At 56.1% G+C, this 20,634-nt stretch carries 22 protein-coding genes and 1 other RNA gene; 13 read left to right on the top strand and 10 right to left on the bottom strand.

Features of this window, described 5'->3' with window-relative positions:
* Nucleotides 1–12: 12 nt before the first annotated feature.
* Complete coding sequence (locus tag DSM117340_RS05800) at nucleotides 13–234, bottom strand: sulfurtransferase TusA family protein (protein ID WP_089888512.1); 222 nt, start codon at nucleotides 232–234, stop codon at nucleotides 13–15.
* A gap of 93 nt (nucleotides 235–327) precedes the next feature.
* On the opposite strand from DSM117340_RS05800, the gene DSM117340_RS05805 reads away from it, so the two are divergent.
* Genes DSM117340_RS05805 through DSM117340_RS05815 form a run of 3 tightly spaced genes read left to right on the top strand, consistent with a single transcriptional unit; the run spans nucleotide 328 to nucleotide 3,727 of the window.
* Nucleotides 328–1,077: a cytochrome c biogenesis protein CcdA gene (locus DSM117340_RS05805; protein WP_089888514.1), complete on the top strand. Its 750-nt coding sequence runs from the start codon at nucleotides 328–330 to the stop codon at nucleotides 1,075–1,077.
* Between the two features lie 59 nt (nucleotides 1,078–1,136).
* Entirely contained in the window at nucleotides 1,137–2,387 is a 1,251-nt protein-coding gene (locus DSM117340_RS05810) for a hypothetical protein (protein ID WP_089888516.1), read from the top strand.
* A complete protein-coding gene (locus DSM117340_RS05815; RefSeq protein WP_089888517.1) occupies nucleotides 2,384–3,727 on the top strand; it encodes a cytochrome P450 in 1,344 nt (447 codons plus the stop codon). The genes DSM117340_RS05810 and DSM117340_RS05815 overlap by 4 nt, the downstream gene beginning before the upstream one ends.
* Here DSM117340_RS05815 and DSM117340_RS05820 read toward each other — a convergent pair.
* The 7 genes from DSM117340_RS05820 to DSM117340_RS05850 form a co-directional block, all read right to left on the bottom strand.
* A complete protein-coding gene (locus tag DSM117340_RS05820; protein ID WP_089888519.1) occupies nucleotides 3,724–3,945 on the bottom strand; it encodes a ribbon-helix-helix domain-containing protein in 222 nt (73 codons plus the stop codon). The two genes, DSM117340_RS05815 and DSM117340_RS05820, sit on opposite strands and share 4 nt — an antisense overlap.
* Nucleotides 3,942–4,118, bottom strand: a complete 177-nt coding sequence (locus tag DSM117340_RS05825) for a DUF4169 family protein (RefSeq protein WP_089888520.1) — start codon at nucleotides 4,116–4,118, stop codon at nucleotides 3,942–3,944. The genes DSM117340_RS05820 and DSM117340_RS05825 overlap by 4 nt, the downstream gene beginning before the upstream one ends.
* Entirely contained in the window at nucleotides 4,118–5,509 is a 1,392-nt protein-coding gene (fumC, locus tag DSM117340_RS05830) for a class II fumarate hydratase (RefSeq protein ID WP_089888522.1), read from the bottom strand. Before fumC ends, DSM117340_RS05825 begins: the two co-directional genes overlap by 1 nt.
* A gap of 96 nt (nucleotides 5,510–5,605) precedes the next feature.
* Nucleotides 5,606–6,097 (bottom strand): ClpXP protease specificity-enhancing factor SspB, encoded by a 492-nt coding sequence (locus tag DSM117340_RS05835; RefSeq protein ID WP_089888525.1) that lies wholly within the window; start codon nucleotides 6,095–6,097, stop codon nucleotides 5,606–5,608.
* 67 nt (nucleotides 6,098–6,164) lie between these two features.
* The gene (gene chrA, locus DSM117340_RS05840) at nucleotides 6,165–7,415 is read right to left on the bottom strand and encodes a chromate efflux transporter (RefSeq protein ID WP_089888527.1); all 1,251 of its coding nucleotides are present in this window, start codon (nucleotides 7,413–7,415) and stop codon (nucleotides 6,165–6,167) included.
* 46 nt (nucleotides 7,416–7,461) lie between these two features.
* Nucleotides 7,462–7,810: a transfer-messenger RNA gene (gene ssrA / locus DSM117340_RS05845) on the bottom strand.
* Nucleotides 7,811–7,845: 35 nt separating this feature from the next.
* Nucleotides 7,846–8,577, bottom strand: a complete 732-nt coding sequence (locus tag DSM117340_RS05850) for a FadR/GntR family transcriptional regulator (protein ID WP_089888528.1) — start codon at nucleotides 8,575–8,577, stop codon at nucleotides 7,846–7,848.
* A gap of 103 nt (nucleotides 8,578–8,680) precedes the next feature.
* Here DSM117340_RS05850 and DSM117340_RS05855 point away from each other — a divergent pair, with 103 nt between their 5' ends.
* The 5 genes from DSM117340_RS05855 to DSM117340_RS05875 all read left to right on the top strand — a co-directional run bounded on the left by DSM117340_RS05855 (nucleotide 8,681) and on the right by DSM117340_RS05875 (nucleotide 12,714).
* Nucleotides 8,681–9,421, top strand: coding sequence for a DUF2182 domain-containing protein (locus tag DSM117340_RS05855; RefSeq protein WP_089889068.1), 741 nt, complete (start codon nucleotides 8,681–8,683; stop codon nucleotides 9,419–9,421).
* A 12-nt stretch (nucleotides 9,422–9,433) separates the two neighbouring features.
* Nucleotides 9,434–10,066 carry a DUF1326 domain-containing protein gene (locus tag DSM117340_RS05860; protein WP_089888530.1) on the top strand — a complete coding sequence of 211 codons (633 nt, stop codon included), beginning with the start codon at nucleotides 9,434–9,436 and terminating at the stop codon, nucleotides 10,064–10,066.
* Nucleotides 10,066–11,169 carry a dimethylsulfoniopropionate demethylase gene (locus DSM117340_RS05865; RefSeq protein ID WP_089888531.1) on the top strand — a complete coding sequence of 368 codons (1,104 nt, stop codon included), beginning with the start codon at nucleotides 10,066–10,068 and terminating at the stop codon, nucleotides 11,167–11,169. Before DSM117340_RS05860 ends, DSM117340_RS05865 begins: the two co-directional genes overlap by 1 nt.
* A gap of 15 nt (nucleotides 11,170–11,184) precedes the next feature.
* On the top strand, nucleotides 11,185–12,177 hold the full coding sequence (gene acuI, locus DSM117340_RS05870; RefSeq protein ID WP_089888533.1) for an acryloyl-CoA reductase: 993 nt from the start codon (nucleotides 11,185–11,187) through the stop codon (nucleotides 12,175–12,177).
* Nucleotides 12,178–12,297: 120 nt separating this feature from the next.
* Nucleotides 12,298–12,714 (top strand): HIT family protein, encoded by a 417-nt coding sequence (locus tag DSM117340_RS05875; RefSeq protein WP_089889071.1) that lies wholly within the window; start codon nucleotides 12,298–12,300, stop codon nucleotides 12,712–12,714.
* A gap of 151 nt (nucleotides 12,715–12,865) precedes the next feature.
* Here the strand turns inward: DSM117340_RS05875 and DSM117340_RS05880 are convergent, their stop codons facing one another.
* Entirely contained in the window at nucleotides 12,866–14,680 is a 1,815-nt protein-coding gene (locus DSM117340_RS05880; protein ID WP_089888535.1) for a BCCT family transporter, read from the bottom strand.
* An 85-nt stretch (nucleotides 14,681–14,765) separates the two neighbouring features.
* On the bottom strand, nucleotides 14,766–14,975 hold the full coding sequence (locus tag DSM117340_RS05885; RefSeq protein ID WP_089888537.1) for a hypothetical protein: 210 nt from the start codon (nucleotides 14,973–14,975) through the stop codon (nucleotides 14,766–14,768).
* Between the two features lie 58 nt (nucleotides 14,976–15,033).
* On the opposite strand from DSM117340_RS05885, the gene DSM117340_RS05890 reads away from it, so the two are divergent.
* From DSM117340_RS05890 to DSM117340_RS05910, 5 genes are all read left to right on the top strand, one after another.
* Nucleotides 15,034–16,251 (top strand): aminotransferase class V-fold PLP-dependent enzyme, encoded by a 1,218-nt coding sequence (locus tag DSM117340_RS05890; RefSeq protein WP_089888539.1) that lies wholly within the window; start codon nucleotides 15,034–15,036, stop codon nucleotides 16,249–16,251.
* A 50-nt stretch (nucleotides 16,252–16,301) separates the two neighbouring features.
* Nucleotides 16,302–17,717, top strand: a complete 1,416-nt coding sequence (locus tag DSM117340_RS05895; RefSeq protein ID WP_089888541.1) for a deoxyribodipyrimidine photo-lyase — start codon at nucleotides 16,302–16,304, stop codon at nucleotides 17,715–17,717.
* Between the two features lie 67 nt (nucleotides 17,718–17,784).
* The gene (locus DSM117340_RS05900) at nucleotides 17,785–18,993 is read left to right on the top strand and encodes a cyclopropane-fatty-acyl-phospholipid synthase family protein (RefSeq protein WP_089888543.1); all 1,209 of its coding nucleotides are present in this window, start codon (nucleotides 17,785–17,787) and stop codon (nucleotides 18,991–18,993) included.
* On the top strand, nucleotides 18,994–19,443 hold the full coding sequence (locus DSM117340_RS05905) for a TrgA family protein (protein WP_354689919.1): 450 nt from the start codon (nucleotides 18,994–18,996) through the stop codon (nucleotides 19,441–19,443).
* Between the two features lie 27 nt (nucleotides 19,444–19,470).
* Nucleotides 19,471–20,583, top strand: a complete 1,113-nt coding sequence (locus tag DSM117340_RS05910; RefSeq protein WP_089888547.1) for an NUDIX domain-containing protein — start codon at nucleotides 19,471–19,473, stop codon at nucleotides 20,581–20,583.
* Nucleotides 20,584–20,634 lie beyond the last annotated feature (51 nt).

Genomic DNA, 20,634 nt, shown 5'->3' on the forward strand with positions numbered 1-20,634 from the left:
TTTGTGCAGGGCTTAAGCTTTTTGAACGGTGTAACGCGTTGCGCCGTCTGCTTCTTCTGTGCTCAGAAGACTATGGCCCGCTTCGGCGCAGAAGTGCGGCACATCTATCACCGCCGCGGGATCATCTGCGATGAGTGTGATGGTGTCACCTGAGGCAAGCGCGCGCATCCGCTTGCGCAGGCGCAAGACGGGCAGGGGGCAGAGAAGGCCGAGGGCATCAACTGTTTCGCTCATGCGCCAGAGGTATTGCGAATGTTTCAGTCTGTCCACAGACTTGTGACAGAAAGTGCCAATGACGCGGCCTGCGCGATGCGCTAAGGCTGTTTCATGTTTGGAATCGAAATTATAGATGCGGGGCTGCTCCCTGCGATGATCGTGGCGCTGATGGCGGGGCTCGTCTCGTTTCTCAGCCCATGCGTCTTGCCGATTGTGCCGCCCTATCTGGCGTATATGTCTGGGGTGTCTGTCTCTGATCTGAACCGCAAGGAAGGTCCGCGCAGCGCTGTTGTGCCTGCGCTTTTCTTTGTGCTGGGGTTGTCCACCGTGTTTTTGCTGCTTGGTTTTGCGGCCTCAGCGCTTGGTAAGGTTTTACTCTCTTATAGCGATATGTTTTCGACAGTGGCTGGGATCATTGTGATGATCTTCGGGGCGCATTTTATCGGGATTTATCGCATCGGCTTTCTGGACCGCGAGGCGCGGCTTGATGTGGGGGATCAAGGCGGAAGCTCTATGGGAGCTTATGTGCTTGGACTGGCGTTTGCCTTTGGCTGGACACCGTGCATCGGGCCGCAGCTTGGCGCGATCCTGTCGCTGGCCGCAAGCGAGGCAAGTATCGCCAAGGGACTTGTACTGCTTGGAATCTATGCAATTGGTCTTGGTATTCCGTTTATTCTGGTCGCAATGTATTTGCCGCGGCTTGGCGGCGTGATGGGCTGGATGAAGGCACATATGGAGCAGATCGAGCGGGTCATGGGGCTTTTGCTTTGGACCGTCGGTCTGCTGATGCTGACGGGGGGCTTTTCGGACTTCTCTTATTGGCTGCTTGAAACCTTCCCTGCACTGGCAAAGCTTGGCTAAAGGCTTTGGCCTTACTCTTGCCAAAAACCTGCGCTAGTGTTGCGCGCGAAGGGGTTGGCATGAGCGGTAAGCCTGACAAAACAGAACAAGCGGTGCGCAGGCGGCGGGTGTTTTACATCCCCGGATATGACCCGATTCATCCACGCCGTTACCGCGAGCTTTACCGCAAAGAAGGCGCCGCGCAGGCGGTGGTTTCGGGCTATGAAATTACGCTCAGCCCCAAGACGACCAAGGGCCCTTATGGTTGGCATGTGAGTGCAACTGTGGACGGGCAGGAGACGCAGACAGACGTCGAGGCGCTAGTCTGGTCTGATATTGTGCGGGACAGTATGAGCCACACGATACCTGCCACTTACGGCGCGATGCTGCGCACAGCTTGGGCCTATATCGGCTCGGGCGCGCTTTGGCGGCTCATGCGGCTCAGGAAGGGCCCTGTTATTGCGGCGCTTTATCCTGTGTTGATGCTGATTGTGCAGGCGCTTCTGGCGCTTGGGGCTGCATGGGGTGTGATGCGTGGTGTGAGCCTTCTGCTCGCCTTTGTTCCAGAGCTGGCTGGGCTTGGACCTTATGCTGGCCTTGTGCTTGGGCTTGGTGTGGCTTGGGGGCTTCTTGCTTGGTTTAAGAAGCAGGACGCCAAGTTTTTTGTCTACTATCTCATGCATGATTATTCCTATTCGGCGCGCCATATGGGCGCAAACCCGCCTGAACTTGAGGCGCGGATGGCTGAGTTTGGTGACGTTATTGCCGAGGCTTTGACGCAAGATTTTGATGAAGTCTTGGTGGTGGGGCATTCTTCGGGCGCGCATTTGGGGGTGTCGATTTTGGCCGATCTCATTCGCGCGGGACAGGTGCCCAAGGCGGGCCCAAAGCTTTCGTTTTTGTCGCTCGGGCAGGTTGTGCCTATGGTGTCTTTCCTGCCAGATGCGTGGCGTTTGCGCGCTGATCTGGCCTATTTGAGCACACGCGAGGAGCTTGCTTGGGTGGATGTCACAGCGCCTGGAGATGGCTGTGCCTTTGCGCTCTGTGATCCTGTCAAAGTGTCAGGGGTTGCGCCTGAGGGGCAGCGCTGGCCCTTGGTGATCTCGGCGGCGTTTACGCAGAGCCTCAGTGCCTCGCGCTGGAAAGAGCTGCGCTGGCGGTTTTTCAGGCTTCACTTCCAGTATCTCTGTGCTTTTGATCGGCCTCGCGACTATGACTATTTTCAGATCACGGCAGGGCCGCAGACTTTGGTTGAACGCTATGCTGGGCGGGGGGCCTCAAAGAGCCGTATAGAGACGCCCGTGAACAAATATACGAGTGTTGCGCCATGAGCTTGCCGCCAAAGCCGCCCGCGCGGCCAGATAAAGTGAGCCTTTGGCGCTATGTGAAGCTCTTTCGTCAGGATATTTTGTCAGCGCAGCCTGCAAAGCTCTATCGGGCATGGATGGCTGAGTTTCGCACGCCGTTCTTTCGCTCGTTTATGGTGAACGATCCGAAGTTGGTTGATCTGGTGCTGAAAGAGCGGCCTGATGACTTTCCCAAATCATCGCGCGTGAGCGAAGGGCTGAGGCCGCTTTTGGGGGAGAGCGTGTTTCTGACCAATGGCGAGACGTGGAAGCGGCAGCGGCGCATCATTGACCCCGCTTTTGAGGGCGGGCGGCTGCGTGATACCTTTCCAGCGATGTGGGCGGCGTCGCAGGCCTGTGTCGCGCGGCTTGAGGAAGGGATCGTAGAGATTGAGGAAGTCACGAGCCATGCGGCAGCAGATGTGATCTTTCGGACGCTGTTTTCGATCCCGATCGAGAACGAGATTGCGGCAGAGGTTTTCTCGGAGTTTCGCGACTATCAGCGCAGCCAGCCAATTGTGAATATTGCAGCGTTCTTGCCGCTGCCGCGCTGGATGCCACGGTTCTTCCGACGCCGCACGCGGGAGACGGCAAAGAGCATTCGCAGCCTGATTGCGCGGCTCACCCAAGCGCGTGCGGATGAGATTGCTGCGGGCACTGCTCCTGACGATCTTGCGACCAAGATCATGACCACAGAAGACCCTGAGACGGGCGAACGGTTTACGCCTGAGGAGATGGTTGATCAGGTGGCGATCTTCTTTTTGGCTGGGCATGAGACGAGCGCCTCGGCGCTGGCATGGACGCTTTATTTGCTAGCGCTTTACCCTGAGTGGCAGGAGCGGCTTGCGCAGGAATCGGCGGCGCTAAACGACTGTGATTTCAAGGTGATGTCGGAGCTGAAGCTCTCGCGGGATGTGTTTCGGGAGGCATTGCGGCTTTATCCGCCTGTGCCGATGATGGTGCGCGAGGCAGGATGTCCGCAAGAGTTTCGCGGGCGCGAGGTTAAGACGGGCAGCCAGATCGTGCTGAGCCCTTGGCACTTGCACCGCCACGAGCGGATCTGGGCGCGCCCTGATGCGTTTGAGCCAGAGCGCTGGCAGACTGAGGAGGGGCGGGGCTGTGCGCGTGAGGCCTATATGCCTTTTAGTGCTGGGTCGCGGGTCTGCACAGGAGCGGGCTTTGCTATGGTCGAAGGGCCGCTTATTTTGTCGATGCTGCTCAAGATGTTTCGCTTTGAGCTTGTTGAGGGACGTGTGCCGCAACCTGTTGCGCATCTGACCGTACGGGCGAAAGACGGGATTTGGCTGAAGGTGAGCAAGCGCTAGGCTGAGCGACTTTCATAATACGCCAGAACATAGAGCCGAATGGCTGAGGCTAGACCGCTTTCGACACCGCGGGCTTCATCAATTTCGGCCGCTAATTCATTGATTGGTTTGTTTTTTCGCGCTGCGATGTCACGAAAAGCGCGCCAGAACTCATCTTCCAGAGAGACGCTGGTGCGGTGGCCACGCAGGGTAAGGGAGCGCTTCACGGGACGGCTCATCTGTCGCGCTCTTTTCCTGAGAGCTCGCGTGCGGCCTTGGCAGCGCGCGCTTTTTCAAGCTCTTTCTGGGCTTTCGTGCGGCCATGTTTGACCACGTTTTCAGCGGCGCGGGCTTTGTCTTCGGCCCGCGCCGCTGCTTTTTTAAACCGGTTGAAATTAACCGGTTCGGCCATCACTTAGGGCCGATCATATCTTCTGGACGCACAACGCGGTCAAAAGTCTCGGCGTCCACAAAGCCAAGTGCGATGGCCTCTTCTTTGAGGGTCGTGCCGTTTTTGTGGGCTGTCTTTGCCACTTTGGTCGCGTTGTCATAGCCGATGGTTGGCGCCAGCGCTGTGACCAGCATCAGGCTTTCTTTCATCAGCTTGTCGATGCGTGGCTCGTTGGCTTCGATGCCCATGAGCATGCGCTCAGTGAAGCTGTCTGCCGCGTCGCCCAAGAGCTGGATGCTTTGCAAGAGGTTGTAGCTCATCATCGGGTTGTAGACGTTGAGCTCGAAATGCCCTTGTGAGCCTGCAAATTTGATTGCGGCGTCGTTGCCCATGACGTGAGCGGCGACTTGTGTCAGCGCTTCCGCTTGTGTCGGGTTGACCTTGCCTGGCATGATTGAAGAGCCGGGCTCGTTTTCGGGCAGGATCAGCTCGCCAAGGCCAGAGCGGGGGCCAGAGCCGAGGAAGCGGATGTCATTCGCGATCTTGTAGGCGGAGCCAGCGATTGTCGCGAGTGCGCCTGACATAAAGACCATCGCGTCATGTGCAGCGAGGGCTTCGAACTTGTTGGGCGCGGTGACGAAAGGCAGGCCCGTGATGTCAGCCATATGGGAGGCAACCGTCTCACCCCAGCCGTGCTTTGTATTGAGGCCTGTTCCAACGGCTGTGCCGCCTTGGGCCAGCTCATAGATTGCGGGGAGTGCGGCATGAACGCGGCGGATGCCCATACGGATCTGGTGAGCGTAGCCTGAGAACTCTTGGCCCAAAGTGAGGGGCGTTGCGTCTTGGGTGTGTGTGCGGCCAATCTTGATGATGTCTTTGAAGGCTTCTGCCTTGGCTTCGAGGCCAGAGGCGAGTTTTTCAAGGCCCGGCAGGAGCACATCATGCACGGACATGGCTGTTGCGATGTGCATGGCAGTTGGGAAGGTGTCGTTTGAGGACTGACCCATGTTGCAGTGATCATTGGGGTGAACTGGGTCTTTGGAGCCGATGACGCCGCCGAGGATTTCGATTGCGCGGTTGGCGATGACCTCATTGGAGTTCATGTTGGACTGTGTGCCTGAGCCCGTTTGCCAGACGACCAGCGGGAAGTTGTCATCAAACTTGCCCTCGATCACTTCACCCGCGGCCTGAATGATGGCTTCGGCGAGTTTGCCGTCAAGCTCACCACTGTCACGGTTGGCCATGGCGCAGGCTTGTTTGATCACGCCGAGCGCGCGCACGATGGCGATGGGCTGCTTTTCCCAACCGATGGGGAAGTTCATGATCGAGCGCTGCGTTTGTGCGCCCCAATACTTGTTTGAAGGGACCTCAAGAGGGCCGAAGCTGTCGGTTTCTGTACGCGTGTCGGCCATGTTGGGCTCCTTTTGCAAACTGTCGCAAACGGTCTAACGCCCCCGCGGGAGGGGGGCAATGGCTGATAGCCCTAACGGAGGTGCTCTGTTGTCGGCTTACTTGCGAAACTGATCGAGACTGACGACTTCGGCCTGCCGTTTTTCTGGCTCGGCGTGCTCCATCATCGGTGCTTCGGGGGCTTCGTCAGTGTCGGAGAAGAGCGCGTCATCATCGTCCTCCTCCTCGTCTTCGTCCTCGCTTGTTTCAAAGCGAAGGCCAAACTCTACGGAGGGGTCGACGAATGTTTTGATCGCGTCATAGGGAACTTTGAGAGCTTCTGGGGCATCGCCAAAGTTGAGCGTGACTGAGAAGCCTTCTTCGGTGACTTCCAGTGCGTCGAACCAGTGCTGAATGACGATTGTCATTTCTTCGGGGTAGCGCTCGTGAAGCCAGCTTGCGAGCTTGGCCTCCGGGTGGCGCGTGTCAAAGGTGATAAAGAAGTGATGTGCCCCTGGAAGGCCGTTCTTTTCAACATCCGTTAGAACGCGCCTGATCAGGCTGCGCATGGCGTTGTGCATCAATGTGCCATAGTCAATCGTGTTTGACATCGGCTATCCCCTTGGTTGTTGCGTCAAGAATAGGGAGTTTTGCAGAAAACAAAAGACCGATTCCGCGCTAAAAGCCAAGTGCAGCGAAGAGCGCAAAGCCGAGCAGGCCATTTCCGAGGATCAGTATGAAAAGATTGCCTTTTGTCAGCCAAGAGAGAGCTGCACCTGTGGCAATTAGATAGAGAGCAGGCCAGCTGATTTGGGCGAAAGCTTGCTCAAGGGTGTCCAAAGCTCCGCTTGGCCAAAGCACAGACACAGCGAACCAGAGCGAGAGGCTGGCGATCACCCCTGTGACGGCGGCTGTGATCCCTGTGAGGGCGGCGCGCAGGCGGGGCATCGCTAAGAGGCGTTCCAGATAGGGTGCTCCAAGGAAGATGTAGAGAAAGCAAGGCGTGAACACCATCCAGAGGGTGAGCAACCCTGCGACTGCGGCGAGGCCCAGCCCACCTTGGCCATGACCTGCGAGGTGCGCTGTGAATTGTGTCACAAGGATTAGGGGGCCAGGCGTGGTTTCGGCAAGGCCGAGGGCATCTATCATTTGGGAAGATGTGATCCAGCCATGGTCTTGGACTAGGGTTTGGGTCATCCAGCCAAGGAGCGCATAAGCTCCGCCGAAGCTGAAAAGAGCAAGCTGGGCGAAATAAGCGGCCAGCTCTGTGAGAAACGACTGGCCCGATAAGAAGAGCGCCGTAAGGGGCGCGAGCCAAAGCGCGAGGCCGAGGGCCAGTGTGCGCAGGCTTTGGGAGAGGGGCGGTGCCGGGGTGAGTTCTGACAGCGCTTCAGGCTCTGTCGCGAAGAAGAGGCTGCCCGCCAGTGCGGCGAGCGCCAGAATAAGCGGGTAGGGCGCGCCTAGAGCGAAGAGGCCCAGAAATGCGCCGAGGGCGATGAGGCGACTGGGCCAAGCTGTCAGCGCTTTTTGGGAAAGTTTGAAGAGGGCCTGAAGCACAATCGTGATCACGGCGGCTTTGACGCCCATGAAGGCGGCGACGGCCCAAGGCTGTGCGCCGTAAAGAATATAGGCAACGGCTAAAGCCCAAATCACAAATGCACCTGGTAGAACAAATAGGAGACCCGCCAGCAGCCCGCCTCTGAGCCCGCGCAAGCGCCAGCCCGCGTAGGTTGCAAGTTGCATGGCTTCGGGGCCAGGGAGAAGCATACAAAAGCTGAGCGCGCCTGCAAATTGGCGCTCTGTCAGCCATGCCCGTTCATCCACCAGCTCTCGGTGCATCAAGGCAATTTGAGCGGCGGGCCCGCCAAAGGACAAAAGGCCGATTTTGGCGAATGTGCGGTTGAACTCTTGCGCGCTTGGTTGCGTCATATGGCGGCTCCAAAGGCGCTGTGTTTGTGAGCGGAAGGGAGAAGGAAGTGCAGGCTTCTGTTGCCAGGTGCCTGCGAACCCCGCCTTAGGTCGCTAAACGTAAGGACTTAGATTTCAATAGTTCCAGTCGCTTACGCGGCCATCGCCATTGGAGCACGATTGTCATTTGCAATTGTACATTTCGGGCCGATACGGTGGCACCCAGCCGAAACAAAGCTAACCTCTTTAGACGTTCGTCGATCCTATTTCGTCCCCATGATCCCCAAATGAAGGATGTTTGGTGGAGACGCCGGGTACCGCCCCCGGGTCCGATCCGCTTATTACAAGCGCGTTTATGTTCATAGTCCCCGAGGAGACAGGTCTAATATAGAGCTTGAGAAGCGATTTGCAAGACAGGGTGTGACTGTCTGCACGTGATTTTTATGCCGTGTCAGGCGCGTGTTTTTCGGGCCGCGAGAACGTTTTGGGCGAGCTCTTTTGTGTAGCGCTCAAGCTCTGTCAGGCAGGCTTCAACGCACGGAGCATCACTCGCCTCCAGCGCATCAGCGATCTGGCTGTGCAAATCAATAATTGCCGCGCGGGAGCGGGCTGTGAAGGTAATCATGTTCATCAGGGGCTGCATGGCCTCGACGGCGCCTGCGAGCTGATAGGAGAGTACAGGATTTCCTGCACCATCAACGAGGGCGCGGTGGAAGGCGACATCTGAAGCGCAGAACGCTTCATCCGACAATGCGGGCTGGGACTGACGGAAAATCTCTGTGCGCATGCTCGCAAGCTGATCTGGGGTGCGGCGCGCGGCCGAGAGCGACGCACAGGCGCGTTCCAGTGTGTAACGGGCTTCGCAGGCGACATCAAAACTCACATCATTCATGCTGAGCAGCAGTGTTGATGTGGTGATTTGCTGTGGGTAGGCGTCTTGGAAGCTGATGCGATTGACGAATGCGCCGCCCGTGGCCCCACGCTGAGTGCGAATGAGGGACTGAGCGGCGAGGCGCTTCAGGGCTTCACGGACAGTTGGACGGGAAACATTGAACTGCTCGGAGAGATCAGCCTCTGAGGGCAACCTTTCATCCACGATGAGCGCGCCTGAAATAATGGCGTCGCGGATGTTTTTGGCTATCTTTGCAGAGAGATCTGCGGGTTTTGGCTTAGGTTTTTTCATTTGTCTGACAATTCACTCTTTACGGCGAGCATAAATTGTCTGACATTTGCATTCAAGACCTGAGTCGCGTGAGGACAAAATGCTTGTGGACCGCATAAAGACCATGACCGGATGGCACTGGCTGACGTTGTTTGCCGTGATCGCTCTGGCGTGGGCGGCTTTGTTTGCGATGGCGATTCCTGCGGAAATGCGTAGTTTTTCAAGGCTCTACGGTGCGGACTTTTGGGAAGCTCTTTGCACAGTGACGCCGGATGCAGCGGGTCTTGTGAGGCTCTTTTTCATGTGGGCGCTGATGTCGGCTGCCATGATGGCGCCGACGGCCTTGCCCGCTTTTGGAACCTATGACGATCTTGTAGGCTCAACAGGACAAGGCAATTTCGGTGCACTTGTGTCAGGGTATCTCGTTGTATGGCTTGGGTTTGCGTTGGTCGCGGCAGGTGTGCAGATGGGATTGACCCAGATTGGCGCTGTTGATCTTTTGGGGCAGAGCCAGTCTCCCTTGCTGACGGCTGGGCTTTTGATCAGTGCTGGGCTTTATCAGTTTTCGGCGCTCAAAGAAGCGTGCCTGAGCAAGTGCCGTCGTCCGATCAGCTTTTTTATGCAGCATTGGGACGAGGGCGCGTGGCGCAATGGGCTGCGGTTGGGGCTTGTTTGCCTTGGCTGCTGCTGGGCTTTGATGCTGCTCGGATTTGTTGGCGGTGTGATGAACCTTGCGTTCATGGGGCTGGCGACTGTGATGATGATTTTGGAGAAACTGCCCGATATTGGGCGTTGGCTCACACGACCTTTGGGGTATGGCCTCATTGGCTGGGGGCTTTTTGCGCTGATTGGCGCTTTCATTTAGTGGAGGAATAACATGGCTTTAGATGGTGAAGTTGGTACGATCCCTTGGGAGATCAAGGGCGAACTTATTCTCAATTGCAACTGCACAGTGTTTTGCCCCTGTGTTGTGAGCCTTGGCACGCACCCGCCCACGGAAGGCCACTGTCAGGCTTGGTCGGGCGTTCGCATCGATGATGGCGAATACGGTGGCGTGAGCCTTTCGGGCCTCAATGTGGGCCTCTTCCTTGAGATTCCAGGCAATATGGGCCGCGGAAACTGGAAAGCGGCAGCCTATATTGATGAGCGTGCGACAGATGACCAGTATGAGGCGCTTGTTGCGATCTTCTCTGGTGCTGCGCGCGGTACAACGGGTCTCTTTGGCCTGCTTGTTGGCGAGTTCTTGGGCGCTGAGCGCGCTCCGATCACCTTTGAAACCGTCGGCAAAGAGCGCCGCTTGATGGTTGGAAAGAAGATCAAGGGTTCGGTTATTCCTGTTGAGGGCAAGGACGGTAAAGACATCGTCGTGACCAATACAGAATATTGGATGGGTCCTGATATCACTGTGGCCAAGGCCACACAGGGACGTGTGCGCGCTTTTGGGCGTGTCTGGGATTTTGACGGTCGCAGCGCCGAAATCTGCCAGATTGATTGGAAAGGCCCCCGTTAATGGCATTAATCGCTTTGTCGCGTCGCCTGCGCCGCACACCCTTTAGCGAGGGTGTGGAGGCTGCAGGTGTGAAAGGCTACACGGTTTACAACCGTATGCTTTTGCCAACCGTTTTTCGCACGGTTCAGGAAGACTACCGCCACCTCAAGGAGGCGGTTCAGCTTTGGGATGTGGCCTGTGAGCGCCAAGTGGAGCTGCGCGGGCCTGACGCCACGCGGCTGATGCAAATGCTCACGCCACGCGATCTGCGCAATATGCAGGTTGGTCAGTGTTACTACGTGCCGATCGTCGACGAGACGGGCGGGATGTTGAATGATCCTGTGGCTGTAAAGCTGGCGGAAGATCGCTGGTGGATTTCGATTGCTGACAGTGATTTGCTGCTTTGGGTCAAGGGTATCGCCTATGGCTATCGTTTGGATGTGCTTGTCGATGAGCCGGATGTGAGCCCGCTCGGTGTGCAAGGTCCGAAGGCAGATGATGTTATGGCAGATGTCTTTGGCGATGCTGTGCGCGATATCCGCTTTTTCCGCTTTGCGATGCTCGAGTTTCAAGGCCGTAAGCTGGCTGTTGCGCGCTCGGGCTATTCCAAGCAGGGCGGCTTTGAGATTTATGTCGAAGGCAGTGATATCGGGATGCCGCTGTGGAACGCCTTGATGGAAGCGGGCAAAAAGCATGATATTCATGCGGGCTGTCCCAACCTGATCGAGCGGATCGAGGGCGGTCTTCTGAGCTATGGCAACGACATGACCGATGACAACACACCGCATGAGTGCGGGCTTGGCAAGTTTTGCAACACACATAGCGCAATTGGCTGTGTGGGGCGTGACGCTTTGCTGCGCGTCGCGAAGGAAGGCCCTGTGCGCCAGATCCGCGCTGTGGAAATTCATGGGGATGCTGTACCGCCTTGCGATCGGCTTTGGCCGATTATGGTGGGTGACAAGCAGGTGGGCAACATTAGCTCTGCTGCATACTCGCCTGATTTTGCGACAAATGTTTCCATCGGAATGGTGCGTATGACGCATTGGGACGAGGGCAGTGAAGTGGATGTGATCACCCCTGCGGGTGTGCGCGCGGCAACGGTGCGCGAGACATTCTGGATTTAGAAGAAAGAGGACGAGATGAGTGAATTTAACGCCCTAGTGGTTGAAAAAGACGAAGAAACTGGAAAAACGAGCGCAGCGGTCAAGCCGCTGACGCTGGCAGACCTACCTGAGGGCGATGTGACCGTTGCTGTCGAGTATTCGACTGTGAACTACAAAGACGGGCTTTGCATTGGTCCAGGCGGCGGGCTTGTTCGCAAGTATCCGCATGTTCCGGGTATCGACTTTGCGGGCACGGTCGAGGCGTCAAGTGATGCGCGCTACAAGGCGGGAGACAAAGTTGTGCTCACAGGCTGGCGCGTGGGCGAGGCACATTGGGGCGGCTATGGTCAGAAGGCACGCGTGAAGGCGGACTGGCTTGTGCCGTTGCCTGCGGGTCTTGATACGCGTCAGGCTATGGCGGTGGGCACAGCGGGCTTTACCGCGATGCTGGCGGTTATGGCTCTGGAAGATCACGGCATCAAGGCAGGGCCTGTGCTTGTTACGGGGGCTGCAGGCGGTGTTGGCTCTGTGGCCACGGCGATCCTTGCAAACCTTGGCTATAAGGTTGCTGGTGTGACGGGGCGACCTGAGACGGCGGACTACCTCAAGAGCCTCGGGGCAACCCAGATTGTGGCGCGCGAAGAGCTGAACGAAACCGTGAAGCGCCCTCTGGAAGGCGAAACATGGGGCGGCTGCATTGATGCCGTGGGCGGCGATATGCTGGCGCGTGTTCTGGGCCAGATGGAATACGGGGCCTCTGTGGCTGCTGTTGGGCTTGCGGGCGGTGCTGGCTTGCCTGCGACTGTCATTCCATTCCTGTTGCGCGGTGTGAACTTGCTTGGGATCGACTCGGTGATGCAACCCTATGAGAACCGTGTGCGGGCTTGGGAGCGGGTCGCCAAAGATCTGCCGATGGACAAGCTTGAGGCGATGGTGCAGCCCGCCACGCTCAGCGATCTGCCGCAGCTTGGCCGCGACATTCTCAAAGGCCAAGTGAAAGGTCGTGTGGTTGTCGATGTGAACGCCTGAGACGTTTAAACGACTGCTTTGAAAGCCGCCCTTAGGGGCGGCTTTCTTTTTGCCCAAGGCGCTTGGCGGGGGGCTGGATTTGTGAAAGAGATTGGGAAAATGCGTTTTGGGAGCAATGCTATGAGCTATGACACTGACAATATTTTTGCCAAAATCCTGCGAGGAGAAATTCCATCATTCAAGGTCTACGAAGACGATGAGACCTTTGCTTTTATGGATATTATGCCGCGCAGCCCTGGGCATTGTCTGGTTATTCCCAAGACACCTTGCCGCAACATTCTGGATGCGAGTCCCGAGCAGCTTGCTGCTTGCATGCGCACCGTGAACACATTGGCCAACGGCGCTATGAAAGCCTTTGGCGCGGATGGGATCACCTTGCAGCAGTTTTCCGAAGCGGCAGGGGGACAGGAAGTCTTTCATTTGCATTTCCACATTCTGCCGCGCCATGAGGGACAGCGCATGGGGCCTGCGGGCGTCATGGGGGATATGGCCGAGATAAAGGCCAATGGAGAAAAGCTGACGGCGGCTTTGCACTAGGCATTGTGCCGCGCCCCTCTGGCGCGGAAGCGCGTCTCTCAGACGCCCTCAGATATTTAAGGCGAAAAATAGGGTCTTACTCAGTGACTTTAAAAGAAAACGGCGCCGCGTGGTGATGCGGCGCCGTTTTTGATTTTGTGAATGCGTGATGTTACTCAGCGGGCTGTTTGGCCGCTTTTTCGCGGAGGCCGTCACGATAGAGCGCTTTGGCAAGGGCAACACACATCAGACCCATAACGACCGTGAAGGGCAATGCTCCGATGATCATTGCATTGCGCAGTGCATCCATCGGGTTGTTCTCGCCAGCCGCTGCGAGGAGCGTCCCGATCACTGCGGTGAGGATCAAGCCCCAAACGATGCGATGTTTGACACCTGTTTCCTGCTCGCCGCCGGACATGATCGTGTTCATCACGAGGATGCCTGAGTCTGCTGATGTGACGAGGAAGGTCATGATCAGCACCACACACATGATTGAAACGGCTGTGAGCAAGCCACCGTCAAGCATTTGACCCAAGGTTACAAAGAGCTTTGCTGTATTGGATGCGCCGATGATGGCCCCATCTGCGCCGCCCGTTAGCTCTAGATCGATGGCTGTGCCACCAAGGATTGTCATCCAGGCAAAACACACGAGTGAGGGGGCCAGAACGCAGCCGACGATAAACTCACGAACACTGCGGCCCTTTGAAATGCGCGCAAGGAACAAGCCAACGAAGGGCGAAAAGGCAATCCACCAAGCCCAGTAGAATGTTGTCCAGCCCGCTTGCCAGCCAAACTGACGCCCACCTTCGCCTGCGGCGTAGACGGCTTTGAGTGTGTCTTCGTCAAGCTCTGCAGTGGCGCCTGTCAGCCCTGCAACGAAGCCTTCAAAGCTTCCCCAAGCGCCTTGGGCGGCGCTGAGATCTGCTGCCAGTGGTTTTGCTGCCTCTGGTAGGGCGGCCGCAAAGTCGGCGGCGGATTGTGGTCCATATGCGCCAAAGCTGAGCTGCGCGAAGTGAAGAATATAATCCACAAAAGCTGACCCAAAGGTGCTCAGCGCGAACATAAAGGAGCCAAAGATCACAAACACCAACAGAAGGATGATCGACAGGACCAAGTTAAGGTTGGAGAGGTATTTCACGCCCCGTCCGACGCCTGAAACGGCCGAGAGGATGGACAGACCCATGATCATTACCAAGCCAGCGATCAGGCCGACTTTATTTGGGGCTGGCACTTCACCTGTCATATCCATCATCCAGCTCATTCCGGTGATGGCATACATACCGTCAATAAATTGGCTGACACCAAATCCGATGGTTACGGAGACGCCGAGGACTGTGGCGACAACGCCCAGAACATCGACAATATGGCCAAAAGAGCTGTTGATCCGCGCACCAAAGAGCGGCGTCAGAGCAGAACGGATGGTGAGTGGCATGTCGCGTGTGTAGGCATAATAGGCCAGGCTGAGACCTGTCACGACATAGATTGACCAAGCGTGAAAGCCGTAATGTAGGAAGGTATAACGGTAGCCTGACTGGATAGCCTCAACACTGCTTGCTTCAACGGCTCCGGAGAGGATCACAGGGTTTGAGCCCCAGAGGCCGATCGGCTCAGCTGTTGCAAAGACCATGAGGCCGACACCGAGACCTGCGCCAAACATCATGGAAAACCATGAGAAGTTTGAAAACTCAGGCGTTTCGCCCGCTGTGCCCATGATGCGCTTGCCTGTGCGTGGCAAGAGGGCGATCACGAGAAGAAAGAAGGCAAAGAATCCCGTGATGACGATGTAGAAGCCGTTGAATTTCTCAAGCAGGCTCCAGTTCCAGTTTCCCAAGGTTGCGTTGGCATTTGCGGGCCAGACAAGGGCCCAGAGCACGAGTGCTATCATGAGCAGTTTACTGATGAGTGCGATGGGCAGGCTGTTGTCTTTGTAAAAGCCTGCCTCCTGTTTTTTGATCTCAAGATCTGTGAAGGGTGGTTTGATTGACATATGTGTCCCCGTTTCGATTTCTGTTCTAGAAAACAACTTGGCGCATTTGAGTAATTCTTAGACGCTGCGCTCTATATTTGGGCATTTAGAGCGTTGATGGCGCAGCCTGCCCGCCAAATACGACATGCGCCCGCCTGATCCGCGACATTTTGGCACATTGGATGCTGGATGTTTCATGCTCTTGACCCAGCGCTTTCTTGCGGGATATCCATGATCCGTCGCCTTTGGTTTTAACTGCTGGCGGCTGCGACCCGGTTTTGACGGTTTCGGGGCGCTCGGCTGGAGGACCTGCCATTGATTGTGGGCCATCCGACAGAGGCCTCGTTAAAACCATGAACCGAGGAGAGACCTTCATGCTTGATATTGATTTTGTGCGCGGCCAATTCCCTGCGTTTGCACAGGAGAGTCTTCAGGGGCAGGCGTTTTTTGAAAATGCGGGCGGCTCATATACGTGTCAGCCCGTGATTGACCGCCTCACGCGGTTCTACACCGAACGTAAAGTCCAGCCATATGCGCCTTATGAGGCTTCGCGCCTTGGCGGAGAAGAAATGGACGAGGCGCGCAGGCGGCTGGCCGCTATGATGGGTGTCGAGAGTGATGAGCTGAGCTTTGGCCCATCAACCACACAGAACACCTATGTTCTGGCCAATGCTTTTCGCCAGTTCATGCAGCCAGGAGACGCCATTGTCGTGACCAATCAGGACCATGAGGCCAACACTGGGCCTTGGCGTCGTTTGGCGGATGAGGGGTTTGAGGTGCGCGAATGGCAGGTGGACCCTGAGACGGGGCATCTGGACCTTGCAAAGCTCGAGGCACTTTTAGACGAGAAGGTGCGTCTTGTTTGCTTTCCACATTGTTCCAATGTGGTGGGTGAGATCAATCCTGTGGTTGAAATCACTGCGCTCGCGCATGCGGCGGGGGCGTTTGTCTGTGTGGATGGAGTTAGCTATGCGCCGCATGGATTGCCGAATGTTGGCTTGATGGGGCCTGATATCTATCTGTTTTCTGCTTACAAGACCTATGGTCCGCACCAAGGTATTATGGTGATGCGGCGTGCTTTGGGCGAGACGCTGCCCAATCAAGGACATTATTTCAACGCAGGCAGCCTCTACAAACGTTTTACTCCTGCGGGGCCCGATCATGCACAGGTGGCTGCCTCGGCGGGCATGGCGGATTATGCTGACGCGCTGGCGCTTCATCATGGAATTACGGGAACAGCGGCTGAAAAGGCGACGGGTGTGCATGACTTGATGCGAGCTCATGAAGTGAAGCTTTTGCAGCCTTTGCTTGATTATGTGAGCGCGAAAAACTCAGTACGCCTTATTGGGCCGTCTCATGCGGCTGGGCGCGCGCCTACTGTTGCGCTTGAATTGGCACAGGCAGGGGAGCCTGTGGCGGCTGAGCTTGCGGCACATGGGGTGATGGCTGGTGGAGGCGATTTTTACGCTGTGCGCGCACTCAAAGCGATGGGTGTTGACCCTGAGAAGGGGGTGCTGCGGTTGTCATTTGTGCACTACACGAGCGAGGCTGAGGTGCAGCAGCTAATGGAGGCTCTTGATCGCGTTTTGTGATCTGTGAGCGGCCCATGCCCGTAAACGAATAAAGAGACGGGCGAGGGCTAATGAGCGATAGTACAGTAACATCCATTTGGTGGATCAGGCGCGATTTGCGCTTGGTTGACAATGAAGCTCTGACGGCAGCGGCGGCTAAGGGGCCTGTTATTCCGTTGTTTATTCACGAGGCGCGTTCTGACGCGCTTGGCGCGGCACCACGTTGGCGGCTTGAGCAGAGCTTGAAGGCTTTGGCTCTTCAGCTTGAGCATAAGGGACTCAGACTTGTGTTGCGCAAAGGCGAAGCGCTTGATGTTTTGCGCGCGGTTGTCTCTGAGACGGGCGCGCGTGCTGTTCATTGGGGAAGGCTTTATGACCCTGTGTCTCGCCACATTGATGCAGATGTAAAGGCGGCGCTCCGTGCAGATGGGCTTGCTGCAGAGAGTCATGCGGGACAATTGCTGCATGAGCCGATGACGGTCAAAACCAAAGTGGGCGACTATTACAAGGTCTTCTCGCCATTCTGGCGCGCCATTGAGCCTTTGGGTGTGGCTGCACCTTTGCCTGAGCCTGCCAAACTTTTGCCACCTGCGGCATGGCCCGCCAGTGAGAATTTGCTAGATTGGACGCTTTCAAGCGCTATGCGGCGCGGTGCGTCTGTTTTGGCCCGCCACAGCACGGCGGGTGAGGCGGCGGCTTGGGCGAAGATGACACGGTTTTTAGACGAGCGCGCGAGCAATTATAAGGCTGCGCGGGATCAGGTTGCGACAGCGGGTACTTCTGATTTGTCTGACAATCTTGCTTATGGCGAGATTTCACCGCGCAGTATCTGGGCGACTGGGCAGGCCGCTACGGCTTCAGGCGTGCGCGGGCTTGAGCCATTCTTGCGGCAAGTGGGGTGGCGCGACTTTGCACATCACCTGATGTTTCACACGCCACACATGTTGAAAGACAACTGGCGCGAGGGCTGGGACAGCTTTCCTTGGAGCGAAGATGAGACTGAGGCCAAGGTCTGGGCTTGGAAATATGGCCGCACGGGCGTTGACTTTGTAGATGCTGCAATGCGCGAGCTTTGGGTGACGGGCAAGATGCACAACCGTGCGCGCATGGTGGCGGCAAGCTATTTGACCAAGCATATGATGGTGCATTGGCGGGTGGGTGAGCGCTGGTTTGCGGATCAGTTGATTGACTTTGATCCTGCAAATAATGCGATGGGTTGGCAGTGGGTTGCGGGAAGCGGGCCTGATGCGGCGCCGTATTTCAGGGTGTTCAATCCAGATACGCAGTTGCAGAAGTTTGATCCTGAGCGGCGGTATTTCAAACGCTGGGTTGCCGAAGGGCAGCGGGAGGCGCCTGAAACGGCTCTTGATTTTTATGAGAGCATTCCAAAAAGTGCAGGGTTGTCGCCCAAGGCGGTACGACCTCAGCCTATCGTGGGCCTTAAGGAAGGCCGTGAACGGGCTTTGGCCGCCTATAGCTCTAAATAATTGAAAACTTGCGAGACAAGCATGTGCGAACTAGCCTAAAGGGGCTGCGCCAAGGGGAGGTGCATTTATGATATTGACAGAAACCAAAGGTCAGACCGATCTGCCAAGGTACTTTGCGCGCGTGTTCGCGTTGGCCCAACAGATGCCCGTGGGGCGTTTGGATGTGGTGTTGGCTGATGGACGGCGGTTTCGCGCAGAAGGTGCGACGGCGGGGCCTGTGGCGGAGGTCCATATTCACGACCCAGATGTGTTTGCACGCCTTATTCGCGAAGGCGAACTTGGATTTTGTGACGCCTATCTTGATGAAGGGTGGTCATCTCCCGACCTTCAAGCTTTTCTTGACCTGATGAATTCGGGCAACGAAATCCTCTATCGCGGTTTTCCGGGAAAGGGGCTTGTGAAGGCCTTTGAAAGGCTGCGCCATTTGATGCGCTCCAACAGCAAGGGGCAGGCGCGAAAGAACATTTCGTATCATTATGATCTGGGCAATGCCTTTTATGCTCAATGGCTTGACGCGAGCATGACGTATTCGAGCGCATTGTTTGAGACTGGACAGGAGAGTTTCGAGAGTGCGCAGCGCGCAAAATATGCTGCTCTTGTGGATGCTTTGAACGTCAAGGCTGGCGACCATGTGTTGGAGATTGGCTGTGGTTGGGGCGGGTTTGCTGAATATGCTGCGGGCGAGTGTGGTCTGCGCGTCACGGGGTTAACTATCAGTGCAGAGCAATTGAAGTACGCCGAAGAGCGTATTGAAAAGGCTGGTCTTTCTCATCTTGTTAAACTGAAAATGCAAGATTACCGAGACGAGACTGGACAGTATGACGGGATCGCTTCTATCGAGATGTTTGAGGCTGTTGGCGAAAAGTACTGGCCTGTTTACTTTGATAAAGTGAGAGCGTGTTTGAAGCCTAAAGCGCGAGCAAGCTTGCAGATCATCACGTTGGAAGAAGAGCGCTTCAAAATCTACCGTAAGGGCGTGGATTTCATCCAGAAATACATTTTTCCCGGCGGTATGCTGCCATCAAAGACCGCTTTGCGGGCGGAAATAGCGCACGCCGGGCTGACTGAAACAAAGGTTCTTGAGTTTGGGGAAAGTTACTCGCAAACGCTTCGCCGTTGGCATGAACGTTTTAATGGCGCGTGGGGTGAAATCGCGCCGATGGGCTTTGATGAGCGCTTTCGCAGAATGTGGAATTTTTACCTAACCTCTTGCGCCGCGTCGTTTCATGGCGGTAACTGCGATGTAGTTCAGATAACAATTGAAAAGTTAGACTAGATGCCCACTGCCGCCAGATTGCTTTCAGCCGTATGTCTCGCCATTATCGCTTACGTTGTTAGTAAAATGGTCATGGTGGGAATGTTGGCACAAGAGCCTGATCTTAACTTTGGACGCTTTCGTGAGATCAATGTTTTTATCGCGGCTTCAGTGGGCTGGACCATGCTCGGCGCACGCGTTGGCAATCCATATAGTGTTTCTCTGGGATTGGGTCTGACGGCTATCGCCGCAGCGGTGTTTTGGTGTCTCTTTGCGCATGCCTTTTGGGAAATGTTGCAGATGTCGATGGACCGTAAGTTTGATGGGCCGATGGAGGCTCTTATCGGCGCGGTGCAGTTGGCGATTGAATATTCGGCCGAACTTTTGCGGGTCAATGTTGTGATTACCTTGGTGGTGGGTGGCCTTTTTGGGGGCCTTTTTGCTGAGTTTATAAGCCGCCGCTGGCGCTAACTTACGGGATAGAAGGCGAAGCAGCCGGTGAAACAGGTCTTTTTATACGGAACGCTCCGGCACTTGGGGCTGCTTGAGATTGTCTTGGGGCATGTGCCGCACGACCGATTGAGCGCAGTGTCCCTTGATGGTTATCGTGTTGCGCGGGCCGAGGGGCATGATTTTCCACTCATTCTTGAGCAAACGGGAAGCTATTGCGACGGTTTGTTGCTGAGCGAGGTTACCCCTGAAGAGCAGGCGCGGCTTGATTACTATGAGCTTGGCTTTGGATATCGCCTTTTGCCCGTTGAGATTGCTGGGCAAGAAGCTCTGGTTTACTTTCCTGAGCCAGATCTCTGGCAAGCTGCCGAGCTTTGGAATCTTGCGGAATGGAGCGCTCTGCATTGGCCTGTGACACAACACTCGGCGCGCGAGATTATGGGATTGATGGGGCAGGTGGCTCCACATGAATTGGGGCGCTACTTCGGACGGATCAGAGCGCGCGCCTATTCGACCTTTCTTGCACAAAGTAACCCAAGCCCTGCGACACTGCGAGCGGCGCATTCCATCGAGAGCGTAACTCTGCACGGCGGGCGTTTGAGCCATATCGGGTATTTTCGAACCGATACGTTGCGCCTAAGCCATCCTCGTTACGACGGAAGGCAAAGCGATGAGATGGAGCGTGAAGTGTTTCTGACTGGGGACGCTGCACTCGTTTTGCCTTATGATCCTGTGCGAGATCGGGTTTTGATTATTGAACAGTTTCGCATGGGGCCCTTGGGGCGCGGTGACCCACTGCCCTGGACACTTGAGCCGATTGCGGGGCGCGTGGATCTTGGGGAAATGCCAGAAGAGGCGGCTCGGCGGGAGTGTGTCGAGGAAGCAGGGCTCATCTTGGGCCAGCTTGAGCCTGTCGCGTCCTACTACCCGTCTCCTGGAGAGGTCAGCACATATTTCCATACATTTATCGGTTTGTGCGATTTGCCCGATAGTGTCGCGGGAATGGGTGGCCTTGAGAGCGAGGCTGAAGACATTAAAAGCCACGTTCTGAGTTTTGATGCGGCGGAAGCATTGATGAAAACCGGCGAGATAAATATCGGGCCTCTTTTGCACTTGTTGCTCTGGCTTAAGATAGAGCGAGAAAGGCTTCGGGCGGGATAGTTTTCTGCGAAGGGCCCCTTCTTTGGAACATGTGATTTTTGCGGGCTAAGT

It is taken from the genome of Lentibacter algarum, from assembly GCF_040580765.1.
In the GTDB taxonomy this organism is placed as follows: Bacteria; Pseudomonadota; Alphaproteobacteria; order Rhodobacterales; family Rhodobacteraceae; genus Lentibacter; species Lentibacter algarum.

Bases quoted from the DNA above. Each gene is read 5' to 3' on its own strand.
- DSM117340_RS05820 (WP_089888519.1), bottom strand. From the start codon at position 3,945: ATGAGCCGTCCCGTGAAGCGCTCCCTTACCCTGCGTGGCCACCGCACC.
- DSM117340_RS05875 (WP_089889071.1), top strand. From the start codon at position 12,298: ATGAGCTATGACACTGACAATATTTTTGCCAAAATCCTGCGAGGAGAA.
- DSM117340_RS05825 (WP_089888520.1), bottom strand. From the start codon at position 4,118: ATGGCCGAACCGGTTAATTTCAACCGGTTTAAAAAAGCAGCGGCGCGG.
- DSM117340_RS05880 (WP_089888535.1), bottom strand. From the start codon at position 14,680: ATGTCAATCAAACCACCCTTCACAGATCTTGAGATCAAAAAACAGGAG.
- DSM117340_RS05850 (WP_089888528.1), bottom strand. From the start codon at position 8,577: ATGAAAAAACCTAAGCCAAAACCCGCAGATCTCTCTGCAAAGATAGCC.
- DSM117340_RS05815 (WP_089888517.1), top strand. From the start codon at position 2,384: ATGAGCTTGCCGCCAAAGCCGCCCGCGCGGCCAGATAAAGTGAGCCTT.
- DSM117340_RS05860 (WP_089888530.1), top strand. From the start codon at position 9,434: ATGGCTTTAGATGGTGAAGTTGGTACGATCCCTTGGGAGATCAAGGGC.
- DSM117340_RS05865 (WP_089888531.1), top strand. From the start codon at position 10,066: ATGGCATTAATCGCTTTGTCGCGTCGCCTGCGCCGCACACCCTTTAGC.
- DSM117340_RS05890 (WP_089888539.1), top strand. From the start codon at position 15,034: ATGCTTGATATTGATTTTGTGCGCGGCCAATTCCCTGCGTTTGCACAG.
- DSM117340_RS05905 (WP_354689919.1), top strand. From the start codon at position 18,994: ATGCCCACTGCCGCCAGATTGCTTTCAGCCGTATGTCTCGCCATTATC.
- chrA (WP_089888527.1), bottom strand. From the start codon at position 7,415: ATGACGCAACCAAGCGCGCAAGAGTTCAACCGCACATTCGCCAAAATC.
- DSM117340_RS05900 (WP_089888543.1), top strand. From the start codon at position 17,785: ATGATATTGACAGAAACCAAAGGTCAGACCGATCTGCCAAGGTACTTT.
- DSM117340_RS05855 (WP_089889068.1), top strand. From the start codon at position 8,681: ATGACCGGATGGCACTGGCTGACGTTGTTTGCCGTGATCGCTCTGGCG.
- fumC (WP_089888522.1), bottom strand. From the start codon at position 5,509: ATGGCCGACACGCGTACAGAAACCGACAGCTTCGGCCCTCTTGAGGTC.
- DSM117340_RS05800 (WP_089888512.1), bottom strand. From the start codon at position 234: ATGAGCGAAACAGTTGATGCCCTCGGCCTTCTCTGCCCCCTGCCCGTC.
- DSM117340_RS05835 (WP_089888525.1), bottom strand. From the start codon at position 6,097: ATGTCAAACACGATTGACTATGGCACATTGATGCACAACGCCATGCGC.
- DSM117340_RS05810 (WP_089888516.1), top strand. From the start codon at position 1,137: ATGAGCGGTAAGCCTGACAAAACAGAACAAGCGGTGCGCAGGCGGCGG.
- DSM117340_RS05805 (WP_089888514.1), top strand. From the start codon at position 328: ATGTTTGGAATCGAAATTATAGATGCGGGGCTGCTCCCTGCGATGATC.
- acuI (WP_089888533.1), top strand. From the start codon at position 11,185: ATGAGTGAATTTAACGCCCTAGTGGTTGAAAAAGACGAAGAAACTGGA.
- DSM117340_RS05885 (WP_089888537.1), bottom strand. From the start codon at position 14,975: ATGGCAGGTCCTCCAGCCGAGCGCCCCGAAACCGTCAAAACCGGGTCG.
- DSM117340_RS05895 (WP_089888541.1), top strand. From the start codon at position 16,302: ATGAGCGATAGTACAGTAACATCCATTTGGTGGATCAGGCGCGATTTG.